Here is a 15,343-nt window from a genome sequence, read left to right on the forward strand (position 1 = left end):
AATTCCCAATCTATTAAATACCATGTGAACTCTTCTATGTCAAATGACAGATCAAAACGGATAGTGAATGGTAATTATTGTCACGTCATAAACGTTGAGCCCAGAAAATTTCTCTTCCCCCCTACTTGCCCGCCCTCCGCCTTTTCTATACAATAAACTCAGAAATACCGGAAAGGATGTTTCTCATGCCGACTTACAATAAACTCGTACGCGACCGCATCCCGGAGATTATCAAAAGGGACGGAAAACAAGCTACAACTGACATTTTGGATAGCAATCATTACATAGCCGAATTGAAATCAAAATTACACGAGGAAGTGGCTGAATATCAGGATGCTTCAACCGATGCGGACTCCTTGGAGGAACTGGCGGATATTCTGGAGATTATGCATGCTCTTTCAAAAACGCATGGCGCTTCGATAGAAAACGTAGAAGCTATTCGTCAAGAAAAGGCTCGCAAACGAGGAGGCTTTGACGATAAAATTTATTTAATTGAGGTTGACGATACATGAGCGATATTTCCCTGCATACCAAACAGCTCCACCAACAGTTAAAACAAGATATTCAGAACTCATCCACCATTTATATTATCAGTTCCTTTATAATGAAAACCGGTGTCGATGTTTTATATGAAGCCCTTCAGGATGCGCTTGCTAACGGAGCTGATATCAAATTATTAACCGGAGATTATTTGTATGTCACACAGCCTGAAGCACTCAGCAAATTGCTGGAATTAGAAGGCGATACCATTGAAATCAGACTATGGCGCAGCAACGGCATCGCTTTTCATCCAAAAACATACATATTCAAGCATCGGGAAGAAGGCGCACTTATCGTTGGTTCATCCAATATGTCCCGTTCAGCTTTCACAAATGGTATGGAATGGAATTTGCGTATGCAGCGCAATGCATCTTTTGAGACATTTGAAACTGCGATGAATACATTTATCGAATCATTTTACGCCAGCCAAACCACTCGTGTTAATGCAGAGTCATTTAAAATATATAAACAGGAATATGATCAATTCCACGCCAATCATGCGAATCTTATCTCTAACTGGACCAGACAGGAAGAAATTGAACTTACTCTTCCTGATATGGATACAAGCGAGCAGCCGGATTACATACAGGAAACGTCCCCAGCTTACGAAACAAGGGTTGTTCCGCGGCAGGCACAAAAAGAAGCATTGGAAGCACTCCAGAATACAATCGAGGAAGAATACAATAAAGCCATGGTTGTCATGGCAACAGGACTCGGCAAAACATACATGGCAGCATTTTTAGCTAAGCAATTTAACAAAGTATTGTTTGTAGCTCATCGAGAGGAAATTTTATTGCAGGCAAAAAAGAGCTTTGAACGTATCCTCGGAAAATCCGGCGGCCTGTTTTACGGAGCAGAAAAAGAACTAAACCACGATATGCTGTTTGCATCTATTTTCACCTTGAGTATGCAAGAACAGCTACACCGGTTTGACTCAGATGAATTCGACTTAATAATCGTGGATGAATTTCATCATGCCGCAGCTAAAAGCTATCAGAACATCATAAACTATTTCGAACCCGCATTTTTACTTGGATTGACAGCGACACCTGAGCGGACAGACGGTCAGGATGTGTTTGCTCTTTGTAATGGGAATGTTGCCTATGAGATGTCATTTATCGAAGCCATACAACGTGGTTGGCTTTCCCCTTTTACCTATTACGGTGTAAAAGACACGGTTGACTATTCCGACATACGCTGGCTTGGCAACCATTATGATCAGCATGAACTAATGATGAGTCAATTAAAGACAGAACAGGCTAGCTACATTTATCATCAATGGATACAGTACAAACAATCACGCACACTGGTATTTTGCTCGTCCATCCAGCAGGCGGTTTTTTTAGCCAACTATTTTGAGGGTCAAGGAACACGGTCAATCGCACTAACGTCGGAAACGAAAACTATATCACGCAACCAAGCGATAAACATGCTGGAATCAAGAGCGATTGATATCATCTTTACAGTTGACCTTTTTAATGAAGGTGTGGATATTCCATCCGTGGATACCTTATTATTTGTCCGACCAACCGAATCCCTTGTTGTCTTCACCCAGCAAATTGGGCGCGGGTTGCGACACTTTCCCGGTAAAGACTCCTGCGTGATCATTGATCTTATCGGAAATTACCGGCACGCGGATACCAAACTTCAAGTCCTGGACCAAAACCAAACATCAAAAACGTCATCAGCCCGGAAAAATGTTGTACCGATTGTACCAGAGACATGCGGCATTCATTTAGAAACGGATGTTATTCACCTGCTGGAAGAGCTACGAAAAAAACGCAGTCCCCGGAAAGAAAGGGTCTTCAACGATTATATCGACGTCAAGGAACAACTGGGAAGACGTCCGACATACACAGAAGCCCACCTGAATGGCACCGTGAATGCTAAGGAGTATAATCAGGCTTTCGGCGGTTTTTTTGCATTTTTAAAGCAATATGGCGAACTGACAGAACACGAAACTAATGTGTACCAAAAACATTATGCTTGGCTAAAAAAAGTGGAAAAAGAACCCATGACCAAATCCTATAAAATGGTCATCCTGATGTATTTACTAGAAAAGGGCTCGGCTGAGTGGCTAAAACCCATTACACCAGTGGAAGTGGCGCCTTACTTTCACCGCTTTTTCATGACAAAAGAATACCGCAAGCATATAGACTTTTCCAGCAACAATACAAAAAAACTGTGGAATTATGATGAGAAAGGTGTTGCTCGCTTAATTGCTACCATGCCCATGGAAAAATGGGTAGGAAACGATGGGCTTTTATTCTTTGACGGCGAACAATTTGGTATTAATTTCAGCGTTAACGAAGCTGATCAGGAAATACTTCATGAAATGACAGAACAAATATGTACCTATAAGTTGCATGTCTATTTTGAACGGAAGAAGCGATAAGAAAGATAGTTCAATAGGAAACGTCTTAAATTAGGGAGAGGAGTTCTTCACCCCTCCCCTCCTTCGTTCTGATCATTATTTTTTAGTTGCAATGAGTGATTTCACTTCTTGACGACGACGGTGCAGGATTGGCTCTGTGTAACCATTCGGTTGCTCGGCCCCTTTGAAAACCAGGTCGCGAGCAGCCTGGAAAGCGACCGACTGATCGTAGTTATCAGACATAGCCCTGTAATTAGGGTCGCCTTCGTTTTGTTTATCGACCACTTTGGCCATACGTTTCAACGTCTCTTCCACTTGATCTTTGGAACAAATGCCGTGATGGAGCCAGTTTGCCATATGCTGACTGGAAATACGCAATGTCGCACGGTCTTCCATAAGCGCAACGTCATTGATATCCGGCACTTTTGAGGAACCGACGCCTTGTTCCACCCAGCGTACAACGTACCCCAGTATGCCTTGCGCATTGTTATCGAGCTCCTGCTGGATGTCTTCATTGCTCCATGCTGGATTTTCAACAATTGGAATCTGAAGCATCTTGTCTACGTAATGATCGGTTTCTCCTTTTAACTGTTCCTGGACCCCTCCTATATCAACTTGATGATAATGGAGGGCGTGCAACGTGGCTGCAGTAGGCGACGGGACCCATGCCGTGTTGGCGCCAGCTTTTAGATGGCCAATCTTCTGCTCCATCATTTCCTTCATAAGATCAGGCATTGCCCACATACCTTTTCCGATCTGGGCACGATTTTGAAAGCCACTGTCCAAGCCAGCCTTGACGTTTGATTTTTCATAGCTATCCAGCCATTGCGATGATTTCATATCTTTTTTCCGGATCATCGGACCGGCTTCCATAGAGGTATGGATTTCGTCACCGGTTCTATCCAGAAATCCAGTGTTTATAAATACAACACGATCTTTGACTTCCCGGATACAATTTTCTAAGTTTAATGACGTACGGCGCTCCTCATCCATCACACCGACCTTCAATGTATGTCTGTCCAGATCCAGCATATCTTCTACTTTCGAAAAGAATTCATTCGTAAAAGCCACTTCTTTTGACCCGTGCATTTTTGGCTTTACTATATAGATCGATCCTTCTGATGAGTTTTGATACGTCCCATTTTGAAGAAGGTCGTGTTTAGCAATTAAGCTTGTCATAATACCATCAAGGAGGCCTTCAGGTATTTCCTTGCCGTTTTCATCGATGACGGCGTCTGTCGTCATTAAATGCCCCACGTTACGGATAAGCATTAATGAACGGCCGGATAACGAGAAATGACTACCATGGGGGTCTTGATATGTGCGGTCCGGGTTAAGTGTTCGTGTTACCGTTTTACCGTCTTTCGTAAAGGTTTCACTTAAATCTCCTTTCATTAAGCCCAACCAGTTCCGGTAGACCTGCACTTTATCTTCGGCATCAACAGCGGTTACGGAATCTTCACAGTCTATTATGGTCGTTATAGCGGATTCGACGAGAATGTCTTTTACACCAGCTTTATCGGTTTTGCCGATGGGATCATCATAGTCAATTTGAATCTCCAGATGCAGATGATTATTTTTTAGCAAAAATGCGGTTGCATTGTCCGCATCACCTTGAAACCCGATAAATTGGGACGGATCGTTAAGACCAGTCGTTTCACCGTTACTCAATGCGGCCGACAATTGACCATTAACAATCGTGTATGCGTCAACGTCCTTGTGAGAAGCATCCTTCAAAGGAACGGCACGATCAAGGTAGTCTTTCGCCGTTGCGATAACCTTGTCACCACGTACCGGGTTGTATTGATTTTGAATGTCGGCCCCATCTTCTTCGCTAATGATATTGGTTCCATAAAGGGCATCATATAAACTGCCCCAACGCGCATTCGCTGCGTTCAGTGCATAGCGTGCATTCGTAAGTGGAACGACCAATTGCGGGCCAGCCTGTAATGCCATTTCTTCATCAATATTTTTGGTATTGATGGTGAAATCCTCTGTTTGCGATTCAATATAACCAATGTCTTCCAAAAAGGTCTTATACTGATTAATATTAAAGCTTCCCTTACTCGCTTTATGCCACGTGTCAATTTGCTCCTGTAATTTCTTTCGTTGTGTTAATAATTGCTCATTTTCCGGGACGAACGAACGAATGGTATATTCAAAGTCCTTCCAGAATTGGTCACTTTTTAAGCCGGTTCCGGGGAGGACGTCTTGATTAACAAACTCATACAATTCTTGAGACACCTGATAGTTATTCAATGTTACGAATTTTTCCATTGCGATGAACCTCCTATCAAATTGAAATGATGATAAGAATACAAAGACGAATGACCACGAAATAAGAACCATTATTCGATCGAGATATCTGAAATATGCCCCTCTTCTCGTGCCACCTTTCAAAATACATTTAAAAGTCTTCATATTCTGTTATTATTAGTGTACAATACATCCATGGCATAAATGAAATACATATATTGAATGTTTGTTATGCATTCAAGTTATAATAAACGGTTATTGGTTAAGGAGAGGGGAATCAGAATGGATATTCGTCATTTGGAATATTTTTTTGAAGTGGCCAAACATTTAAACTTTACGAAGGCCGCACAATCTTTACACGTGTCACAGCCATCGCTGAGTAAAACAATAAAGAATCTTGAAAATGAACTTGACGTTTCCTTAATCTATCGTTCAGCCAAACAAATTAAATTAACGGACGCCGGGGAAGCCTTTTTCATTAACACGAAACATGTGCTGGGCGCATTCAATAACCTGACGTCGGAAATAAATGAATTGATGCAGTTAAAAAAGGGAGAAATTAAAATTGGTATCCCCCCGATCATTGGGGCATCGTTCTTTTCAAAATTGATCAGTCACTTTAAAGACGCGTATCCATTAGTTGATATAAAATTGAGAGAAGTGGGTACAAAAACGATTAAACAAGAAGTTAAGAACGAATCGTTAGACATTGGTTTAATTTGTAATTTGCCTGCTGATACGGATGAATTCGGTCTTATAGAAATGGACAGGGATCCATTAATGGTTATTATTAATTGTGACAATCCTTTAGCTTCCAATAAAACAATGAAACTGTCGTATCTGAAAAACGAATCATTTATTTTGTATCGAAATGACTTTTCTTTATATGATCGGATTATAAGCGAGTGTTTGCAAAACCAATTCACCCCTGACATTGTCTGTGAAAGTTCACAAAAAGAATTTATGGTAGAAATGACCGGTGCCAAACTAGGAATAGCCTTATTACCGAGCAGAATATGTCAAGATATTACTCACCCTAACATCGTTTCCCTTCCTTTGGAAAATTCCGATCTTCACTTGGATCTCGGGATGATATGGAAAAAAGATAGATATTTGTCTTTCGCTGTACGTGAATTTATTTCCAAGTCAAAAGAAATCGTATAGATTGGATTTAAAGACCCATAAGAAAATAAAAACTGGATGAATCGGTATCAAATATGTAAAAATGACTATTAATGATTCATATCTTGGAGGAAAAATAATGGAAGAAACGGTTTCGTTACATGCCTTAAAGGCTTTAGTGGAAAAGAAAACAAAGAAGAAGATTCTCATTAAAGTGATCTGGAATGATCAGGAAAAAATGACGCTGTTCATTACACCTAATATGAACATCCATTCGTTTATTTTCGACAAAAACGATGGTTACATTTTTTACGATCAGGAAGGCAATCCTTTGACACGCGATATTCCCCTTGTCATTCCGGAGAAAAATTTAGAGGACGGGAAAGTGCTGTTGAGCGAGTCTTTATTACTAAACCATCAGCCCTTGTCCCATGAAGATCGATTATTTCTAAAAAACGATGCGTTATAGTAACATGAACAGAGATCAGTCATTTAAGGGGGGGCTTATGTTGCGTTTTCGATCTTTAGCTATAATGGTATATTTATCAGTATTTATGTTAGCCGCATGCACGGACACGGGTGAAAAGAAAGGCGATGCGGCGATTGCCCAAGCTGATTTAACGGATTTTGAAGAACAATTAATGGATCTGTCCAACGAGACATCATTTGCCTATGACATTAATCTCCATAACGAAAAAGCGAGACAGCTTGAAGTGATGGTGGAACACTATGAAGACGGCGAAAAAGTCAATGAGGTGGTCCATTTTGCATCCGACTTAAAAGGAACAAAACCATCCGATGACCTGAGAGTCGTATTCTTGCGGCAAATGATCGGTCAAGGAAAAGAAAAATGGGTGGCCTCGATTATGACGGAGAATGGACGAGCGAGTACTGAAAACATCGTGAAAACGCCGTCCGATGATTATACGAGCGTCTCATCAGGCGGTGTCGGTTCCAAAATACCCTTTAACATAGGGGAACAAAAGTATGCAGCAACCATTAAACATACGAATAAAACGAGTGTCACGCAGCGGACCAACATGGAAACAGAAGAAGCCATCAAAAAAGCAACGGATTATGAACACGTTTATCTGATGTCGGTGCAATTGAATGAACAGTTCGAGAAGCTGGAGGAAAAGAACGATAAATAAATGCGAGGGGGGTCACAGATGCAGCTCACATACAAATTGATTGTTGTTGTGCTGTGCAGTCTATTTCTTGCTGCGTGCGGCGGGCAGCCTCAGGGGACGTCCAACGATTCGAACAATAACCATCCCGATCCATCATCCGCTGCAAAAGAAGACGGATATATGCTGAAGTCAGACGTCGACAATATTAATGATCATCTTGATTACAGCGATCGCAAGCTGGACAAAATTTATTTCGCAGGCGGCTGTTTCTGGGGAGTAGAAGCGTATATGAGCCGCATTTACGGCGTGGCCGACGTTGTCTCTGGTTATGCCAACGGTGAAGGCAAAAATCCAAGTTACGCCGATGTGATCAAGGGAGACAAGCACTTTGCCGAAACGGTCGAAGTAACCTATGATCCCGAACGTGTATCACTCGATACACTCATCGACCGACTGTTTCAGGTCATCGATCCGACATCTGAAAACAAGCAAGGCAATGATGTTGGCGTACAATACCGAACAGGCATTTATTACACGAATAAAGCAGACAAAAAAACAGTGACATCAGCCGTGAAGAACGAGCAAACGTATTATGATGAGGAAATAGCTACCGAGGCCAAGCCGCTGAAAAACTTCTACACAGCTGAAGAGGAACATCAGGATTATTTGGAGAAAAATCCGAATGGTTACTGTCATATCAATTTAAATACCGCTAATACGTTTGCCATTGATCCGATTGAGATGGATGAGGAAATCGTGAAGAAGCTGAGTAAATGATCTGGTACCGTATTGAAGCGTTAGGTCCATTCGACGGTCCCAACGCTTCTTTTTCGTTGTCTGGGCTGTTTGAAAAGTTTGGACGACCATTCAGCTAAAATGTCGCGCTCATACATAAAAACGTGCGCCATCCATGATGGTTACTTCTGGATATTCTTGCAAATCCTTCATTAAGGTAAATAACGCATCATCCTTTTGCTTTGCTTCGATCATGCAGTCTATTTGGGCCACACTCCCTTTTACCGACCTTAAAAAATCCATCAGCATGCTGCTATCCACATAATCGGCATGCGCGCGAAATTTCTCTTCTGACCGCGGGCTTGAGATATGTACTTTCACAGGTAGTGTTGATTGTTTCCACGTATTAACCATTCGCGTCCATTCATCTTTCCAATTTTCATTGTCATCATGGTTTGCCAAATAATGATGGTAATCAAACACCATTGGTATAGCCAGTTTTTCACATAGATATAACGTATCTGCCGGTGTAAATATTTTGTCATCATTTTCAAGCATAATCATCTGTTGCAAATCGGTTGGCACATAAGCCCAATTATGAATGAAACTCTCAAGCGCCTTTTCTTTATCGCCATATCCTCCGCCAACATGCAGGACACATCGGTGTTTCGGATCTATTCCCATTCCTTTCAACAGTCTATAATGCATGCGCAGTGTATGAATCGCTTGCTGCAAGACTTCTTTTTTTGGTGAATTTAGCAACACAAAATGATCCGGATGAAAATCAATACGTTGTTCCGGATGATGCATTAGAAAATCTCCAATCTCCTCTAGCGGTTCTTGGATTGAACTCATATAATTCCATTCGTGAAGATCCGGATGTGTGGCAAGTGGAACAAGTTTGGACGAGAACCGGAAAAAGGAAATATCGTGCGCAACATTATGTTTTAGCAACCTAAGACAATTATGTAGGTTTGTTTGAGCGATTCGTTCCAGTTTATGAATGGCGGCTTCTTGATCCTCCATTTTAGAAAACGTCGCATAGGTCATCGTTTTAGACGGTGATGCATTCTGTAAGTGCACACTCATCGCAACATAACCAAGACGCACCAATGTCATGGACTGACCCTCCCTTTTTTTGCTTGTTTTAGGTTGCACATAATCATGATCGTTACTCTCAGACATCCAAAACCCTCACTGAGATAAAATCCGCCGATATTCCTTAAGGCATTAGCCGATCAGTCCGATAATTTCACCAATTGCTTGCCAAAGCTTTTACTTTTAAAAAGATCCATAAATGCTTGTGGAGCATTTTCCAATCCCTCAACAATATGCTCTTCATACGTTAATTCACCTTCATTCATTAAACGTGCCAAATATGACACAGCCTCGTCATTTCTATCGGCATAATCGTATACAACAAACCCTTTCATAAGTGCGCTCTTCTTGATAAGAAAATCAAAGTTACCCGGTATCATTGGGGGATGCTCCAAGTTGTACTGAGATGTCTGCCCACAAATGATAATCCGTGCATGATAATTTATTAGTGTTAGTGCAGCGTGAGTGATTTCACCGCCAACATTATCAAAATAAATATCAATGCCTTCGGGACAGGCTTCCTGCAGTGCCATTCCCATGTCCGTTGTTGTTTTATAATTAATGGTCGCATCAAAACCCAGTTCTTCTTTGAGGTAATGATTTTTTTCATTTGATCCGGCAATACCTATTACACGGCAGCCTTGATGTTTAGCTAGTTGCCCCGCTGCCATGCCCACAGCTCCAGACGCACCCGAGACGACAACCGTTTCCCCTTTTTTTGGCTGTCCTATTTCGAACAAGCCGAAATACGCACATAAACCAGGAACCCCCAGAACGCCAAGATAGCTCGAGATGGGCGTCAGATTCTGATCAACTTTTTGTGCGTTCTCTCCATCAGAAATCGAATAATCCTGCCAACCAAGCCGCTCATATACCATATCACCTATCGCAAAATTTTCATTTTTAGAATCGATGACACGGCCAATGGAACGGCCAGTTAACACATCATTCAATGAAAAAGGAGGGGTATACGATTCTTTATCTTCCATCATTCCCCGCATGCCGGGGTCAACGGATAAATATAAAGTTTGGATTAACATTTGGCCATTATTTAATGGTGGTACCGATGTTTCAGCCATCTTGAAATCATCTGGACTTGGTTCGCCTTTAGGTCTTTTATTCAAACGAATTTGTCGGTTTATTAATTCACTCATCAAAATCCATCCTTTTTTATCTAGTGTTACTTATGTTCCCCCTACATAAAGAGAATAAAACACAAACATGACATAAAAGCGCTTCTTTGATCTTCGCTACATGGCTTTAATGACACTTTCCAATTCTGTTATACAAACCAACCGGCAAGTGATACAATATAAATTAAATCTTAAATCACATCTGTCTTGGAGGTCTCATGCTTACATTTGAAGAAAAACTAGCTATTATTGAATCGTTTCCTGAATTGAAACGTAACGACATCTCGCTTGGTCGTGTCAACTTCCATTTTGAAGAAAGCGTCAAAGACAAAAAAATTGTCGTATATCGTCTTCATCCAAACGGCAATGGGTTTGTCTACGCTGAACAAATAGAAAATCGCAATTATGCAACGGATTCAAAAGGAATGGTCAACATACGTCATTTTACCGAAGATGAGCTCCGTGATGTCATACAACAATCCATAGCATCCTTATCCGAGTCCGAGCCTATTGCTGAAACATGGACGAATCGTGAAGGAGAGAAGCTTCACTTGGTGGAGGAATCGGGTGTTTGGAATATTTATACAGGCAACGTCTTGGAAGCAACACATGCTACGTATCACGCGGCCGCGGATTATCTGTATCAAGAAGGATTTCGGCTTTAATAAAAATGACCCTTACCTTTAAGGGACGTTGGCTTTAGCAAACAAAAACGCTCAGACATTAAAGACACCTGAGCGTTTTTTTAATTATACAACATAATTAAACTTCATTGGTCATGATCTCAAAAAGACAACCATCCACGTTAGTCCAGAACAACCCACGAGGCACAAAGTCATGGTCCGTGCGTTGATTATTTGTTTCATAAGGGCTACTCCCGAAAGCCATTTTCTTTTTTTTGAGACGTTTGAGAATATGGTCAAAAGAAGACCCGTCAACGTTGAAGGCGACATGTTGCTCTAAATTATTTTCATCCCTATCCATAAAATATATGGAGAGTTCAACATTAATACGAACCACTGTAAATTCATAGCCTACTCCTGCCACTCTTCCAAGTGGCAGATCCATCACATCGGCAAATTCGTGTGCAGCTTTATTATGATCTTTAGCATATACCACTAGATGATCAAGCTTAATCGTCATTTTAAATCTCCTTTCGTTTCTGTATAAGTAGTGGGCCGTTTCACATCTACGTCGATACAAGTATCTAATCGGTCATTGTATTGGCGGGTTCCGATAACTGTCATATGTATGTCGTCTGTTTAATCTTCTGGATTGATAGATTTAACGTGTAGTTGCCATGTTCAAGAAGTTGATTAAGAAAACGATTTAATTCATTTTGCGAGGAAATGGTTATTTTTAAATGATAACAGCCTTCCCCAGATACCCGATGAGCTTCGACGACCGCTTGATGATCGTTAATAAAACGAATAAACGCATCGTGATTGGCTGTTTTCATATGAACCATGACAAATGCAGTATACGAAAGCCCCAGTTTTGTTTCGTCGATAATGATGGAATAGGCTTGAATAACACCATTGTCCTCAAGTTTTTTAATACGATTTCCGACTGCTTGCCCCGTCATATGAATATGTCTACCCAAATCCCTCCATTGAATTCGTGAATTTTCAGTTAGTAACCGAAGAATCTGAAAATCAATGTGATCCATTTCCATAATAACCCCCCTTTCGCCGTGAAAATAATCGATATAAAAATGTTTCACCAAAGCATCGATAAAAATCAAATAATTATTTATCATTTATAATAATCCATTTTTTATGAGGTGATAAATATGAGTACAGCTTTAATCATGATCGACATTCAAAATGACTATTTTCCGAATGGAAGGATGGAATTAAGTAACCCAGGACAGGCAGCTGATAATGCAGCTAACGTTCTTGACTGGTTCAGACAAAATAACAAAGAGAATATTTTTCATGTCCACCATATCGCGAATGATTCGAGTTTAGGCTTCTTTCTCCCAAATACGGAAGGTGTTAACGTCCATGAAACGGTTTTACCATCAGAAGACGAACAGACGATCACAAAACGGGCTCCCAACAGTTTTTTCAATACCGAATTAGAAAGCAAATTAAAAGAAAAGGGAATAACCAAATTGGTCGTTGTAGGTATGATGACACATATGTGCATTGATGCCACAGTCCGCAATGCTGTGGAGCTGGGCTTTGACACAACTCTTATTGAAGATGCATGTGCGACAAGAAGCTTATCTTACAGGGATAAGGTCGTGCCGGCAGACGAGGTTCACTATGCGTTTGTCAGTGCACTTAATGATATGTATGCCAACGCCATTACCACCGAGGATTTCCTGCAACAAGAAGCTGACACCATCTTGAATAACTAATTATGCACTATTAATTATAAGGAAACGCCTGAGCTAACCAGACGTTATCGTTGTGCTCCGACACCATATGTCACACACTTTAAGGTGGATGGTGAGTCTCCTTGTGATCGTCACGTTGAAGGCTTTCCGGTAAAGCCTATCCCCTTCCACCCCGCAATCGTGGCTTATCGAAACGTTTTACGTTGTTACGGGCACACTGTGGAGCCTCACCTAGCCTTAAGTAAATCGGAGTTTCGATCTCGTTGTAAAATAAATAGACGGACGTTTCTTTCACCATGCATTGGCTGGCTACATGCGGCCGGAGCGGATAATGGTGATCACCATGAGAATGAACATGAGTGTTGCAACCACGGCGCCAATTTCAATGATCGGAAGTTTCCATATCACCGTGCTCTGGTCGGTTATGGCTGAGCCGATGATCAAACCGGCCATCAAAATGCTGAAAGCGAGCATAATGATACTGAAGGAAAGCCGGTTGCTGATTTTATCGAAACGATTTAAAAACCGCTCCGCCTGCTTTACATTAATGTCAAGACCGACTCTTCCCCGCTGCAGCGTCGACATCACTTCCTTCACATCCCGCGGCAGGTCCGATATAATCTCCAAATTTTCGGCTATGTCATTCATGGACCGTCGCAAAATCCGGCGCGGGCTATACCGCCGTTTCATCACCTTACGAGCATATGGCTCCGCCGCACGCATAATGCTGAATTCCGGATCAAGCCGGCTGATCACACCTTCCAGAGTCAAAATTGTTTTACTGAGCATCGCCATTTCAGACGGTATATCGATATAATGGTGGTACGCAACCTGAAAAATCTCGATAATAATTTTCCCGAGGCTCATATCTTTCATCATGACATTGGAATAACTTTCGTGCAGGGCTTCCAGGTCACGACGAAACGCATCCATATTGGTTTTTTCCCCAATCAGATCCATTTTCGAAAACGTCTTAATGAGCGCCTCGGCATTGCCGTTATGTAGATTGACAACAATAGATGCGAAATGATGCGTCATATCATCGCTGATCCGTCCGACCTCCCCAAAGTCAAGAAACGTTATCGTTGTTTTGGGCAAAATATACACGTTGCCTGAATGCGGATCAGCATGAAAAAATCCTTTATCCAAAATTTGGGTGAACATCGCATCCGCCAATCGTTTGGCAATAACGTTCCGATCGTACCCAGCCTGATCGAGCTTATTGACGTGAGATATTTTAATGCCATCGACTTTTTCCATAGTCAATACTTTTTTTGCTGTATATTCCCAATAAATAGCTGGGACATGGACAAATGCTTGTTGCTCAAATTGTTTGGCGATCCGTTCACCACTGCGTCCTTCGATCAGATAATCCAATTCACTTCGTAACGAAAGCGATAATTCATGAATAATATCCAGCACGCGGTACCGTTTTGCCCAATCCGTACGTTCTTCAAGTATTTGTCCAATCCTTTCAAGTATTTCCATATCTGTTTCCATAACAGGCTTCAGACCGGGACGCTGAATTTTCACTACAACCTCTTCTCCAGTAAAAAGCCTAGCGATGTGCACTTGCCCGATGGAGGCTGTTGCCATCGGTTCCGGATCCACATCGTCGAAAATATTTTCAAGTTCATCATCCAATTCCGTCTCAATCGTCTGTCGTACGTGGTCAAACGACAGAACTGTCACATGATCTTGCAACTTTTCCAATTCTGAAATAATCTCGCGTGGAAGAATGTCGTGCCTCGTGCTGGCAATCTGTCCAAGTTTGATAAACGTCGGGCCAAGTTCCTGCAACGTATAACGCAATCGGCGCCCGATACTCTGCATATTGATATTCGTATCGGACTGCTCATCTTTTTTGGATAAATCCCGGTCCGTCAGCCCGACCCGAAAAAGAACATACCCGAATCCATATCTGATAAACGTATTGACAATTTCACGGTATCGTTTTGTATGTCGAAATCGCCGTTCAAACACCCAATCAGCTCCTCCAAACTACAAGGGACTGGTTTATTGTCCAGTCACTCTTTCGTTTCAGCATAGTAAATGTGTCTCTTCCATTTAAGGATGACGATATGATTCTATTCGCCTGACAATGCCACTATTATCACACCTATAACCATAGTGCCAGCTGCCGCCATTCTTCGTAAACCAAATCCTTCTGAAAGCATCCGGCTACCAATAAACGCTCCGATGACTATGCTCATTTCCCGAACCGGAGCCACGTGACTGACTTGAGTAAATGTCATAGCGGTCAGTACCAGTATGTAGGCAAGTTGATTCAAAACACCGACACCGATGGCTTCGTTTCGATGCTGCCGCCATTCCCGACGTACATCCCGCCAGTTCCGTATTGCCAGTGGTGTCAACAACAGCACCTGGCCAATCATACTGCCGTATGTCAGTACTATCGGCGGTATCAGCACGACACTGACAGCGCCTTTATCAAGCAATGTATACGATGCAATCATGACGCCAATCAGCAAACCATACAAAAGCGGAACAAACGTGTCTGCATGTCTTATCGCCTGCAACCCGCCAGTAATGACGAAAATACTGATAGTGATCAAGCCTATTCCGACCACGCTGAGCCCTGTCAAACGTT

The 15,343-nt window shown here is 41.9% G+C and carries 15 protein-coding genes; 8 read left to right on the forward strand and 7 right to left on the reverse strand.

Annotated features, from left to right (window positions below; translation table 11 throughout):
• The first annotated feature begins 185 nt into the window (after nucleotides 1–185).
• Entirely contained in the window at nucleotides 186–512 is a 327-nt protein-coding gene (locus ABDZ72_RS13595) for a nucleoside triphosphate pyrophosphohydrolase (protein WP_343754064.1), read from the forward strand.
• A complete protein-coding gene (locus ABDZ72_RS13600; protein WP_343754066.1) occupies nucleotides 509–2,935 on the forward strand; it encodes a DEAD/DEAH box helicase family protein in 2,427 nt (808 codons plus the stop codon). The genes ABDZ72_RS13595 and ABDZ72_RS13600 overlap by 4 nt, the downstream gene beginning before the upstream one ends.
• Nucleotides 2,936–3,010: 75 nt before the next feature.
• Here ABDZ72_RS13600 and ABDZ72_RS13605 read toward each other — a convergent pair whose 3' ends face one another.
• Complete coding sequence (locus ABDZ72_RS13605) at nucleotides 3,011–5,191, reverse strand: malate synthase G (protein ID WP_343754068.1); 2,181 nt, start codon at nucleotides 5,189–5,191, stop codon at nucleotides 3,011–3,013.
• 261 nt (nucleotides 5,192–5,452) lie between these two features.
• On the opposite strand from ABDZ72_RS13605, the gene ABDZ72_RS13610 reads away from it, so the two are divergent.
• From ABDZ72_RS13610 to msrA, 4 genes are all read left to right on the forward strand, one after another.
• Nucleotides 5,453–6,334 (forward strand): LysR family transcriptional regulator, encoded by an 882-nt coding sequence (locus tag ABDZ72_RS13610; protein ID WP_343754071.1) that lies wholly within the window; start codon nucleotides 5,453–5,455, stop codon nucleotides 6,332–6,334.
• A 97-nt stretch (nucleotides 6,335–6,431) separates the two neighbouring features.
• Entirely contained in the window at nucleotides 6,432–6,761 is a 330-nt protein-coding gene (locus ABDZ72_RS13615) for a hypothetical protein (RefSeq protein ID WP_343754078.1), read from the forward strand.
• A 37-nt stretch (nucleotides 6,762–6,798) separates the two neighbouring features.
• The gene (locus ABDZ72_RS13620; protein WP_343754080.1) at nucleotides 6,799–7,443 is read left to right on the forward strand and encodes a hypothetical protein; all 645 of its coding nucleotides are present in this window, start codon (nucleotides 6,799–6,801) and stop codon (nucleotides 7,441–7,443) included.
• A gap of 18 nt (nucleotides 7,444–7,461) precedes the next feature.
• The gene (msrA, locus tag ABDZ72_RS13625; protein ID WP_343754082.1) at nucleotides 7,462–8,199 is read left to right on the forward strand and encodes a peptide-methionine (S)-S-oxide reductase MsrA; all 738 of its coding nucleotides are present in this window, start codon (nucleotides 7,462–7,464) and stop codon (nucleotides 8,197–8,199) included.
• A gap of 108 nt (nucleotides 8,200–8,307) precedes the next feature.
• Here the strand turns inward: msrA and uvsE are convergent, their stop codons facing one another.
• Both uvsE and ABDZ72_RS13635 read right to left on the reverse strand, forming a co-directional pair.
• The gene (gene uvsE, locus ABDZ72_RS13630; RefSeq protein WP_343754084.1) at nucleotides 8,308–9,276 is read right to left on the reverse strand and encodes a UV DNA damage repair endonuclease UvsE; all 969 of its coding nucleotides are present in this window, start codon (nucleotides 9,274–9,276) and stop codon (nucleotides 8,308–8,310) included.
• Between the two features lie 119 nt (nucleotides 9,277–9,395).
• Nucleotides 9,396–10,409: an NADP-dependent oxidoreductase gene (locus tag ABDZ72_RS13635; RefSeq protein ID WP_343754086.1), complete on the reverse strand. Its 1,014-nt coding sequence runs from the start codon at nucleotides 10,407–10,409 to the stop codon at nucleotides 9,396–9,398.
• A gap of 197 nt (nucleotides 10,410–10,606) precedes the next feature.
• Here ABDZ72_RS13635 and ABDZ72_RS13640 point away from each other — a divergent pair, with 197 nt between their 5' ends.
• On the forward strand, nucleotides 10,607–11,053 hold the full coding sequence (locus ABDZ72_RS13640; protein WP_343754088.1) for a hypothetical protein: 447 nt from the start codon (nucleotides 10,607–10,609) through the stop codon (nucleotides 11,051–11,053).
• Between the two features lie 97 nt (nucleotides 11,054–11,150).
• Here the strand turns inward: ABDZ72_RS13640 and ABDZ72_RS13645 are convergent, their stop codons facing one another.
• A complete protein-coding gene (locus ABDZ72_RS13645; RefSeq protein ID WP_343754090.1) occupies nucleotides 11,151–11,531 on the reverse strand; it encodes a VOC family protein in 381 nt (126 codons plus the stop codon).
• 100 nt (nucleotides 11,532–11,631) lie between these two features.
• Complete coding sequence (locus ABDZ72_RS13650) at nucleotides 11,632–12,063, reverse strand: Lrp/AsnC family transcriptional regulator (RefSeq protein WP_343754092.1); 432 nt, start codon at nucleotides 12,061–12,063, stop codon at nucleotides 11,632–11,634.
• A 117-nt stretch (nucleotides 12,064–12,180) separates the two neighbouring features.
• Between ABDZ72_RS13650 and ABDZ72_RS13655 the strand changes: the two genes are divergently transcribed.
• Complete coding sequence (locus ABDZ72_RS13655; RefSeq protein WP_343754094.1) at nucleotides 12,181–12,753, forward strand: cysteine hydrolase family protein; 573 nt, start codon at nucleotides 12,181–12,183, stop codon at nucleotides 12,751–12,753.
• 288 nt (nucleotides 12,754–13,041) lie between these two features.
• Here the strand turns inward: ABDZ72_RS13655 and ABDZ72_RS13660 are convergent, their stop codons facing one another.
• Together ABDZ72_RS13660 and ABDZ72_RS13665 are read right to left on the reverse strand one after the other, a co-directional pair.
• Complete coding sequence (locus ABDZ72_RS13660) at nucleotides 13,042–14,715, reverse strand: ABC1 kinase family protein (protein WP_343754096.1); 1,674 nt, start codon at nucleotides 14,713–14,715, stop codon at nucleotides 13,042–13,044.
• A 104-nt stretch (nucleotides 14,716–14,819) separates the two neighbouring features.
• Nucleotides 14,820–15,343: EamA family transporter (locus tag ABDZ72_RS13665; protein WP_343754098.1), on the reverse strand; the 524-nt coding region annotated here is incomplete at its 5' end.

The sequence above is a fragment of the Lentibacillus halophilus genome, from assembly GCF_039522485.1.
In the GTDB taxonomy this organism is placed as follows: domain Bacteria; phylum Bacillota; class Bacilli; order Bacillales; family Amphibacillaceae; genus Lentibacillus; species Lentibacillus halophilus.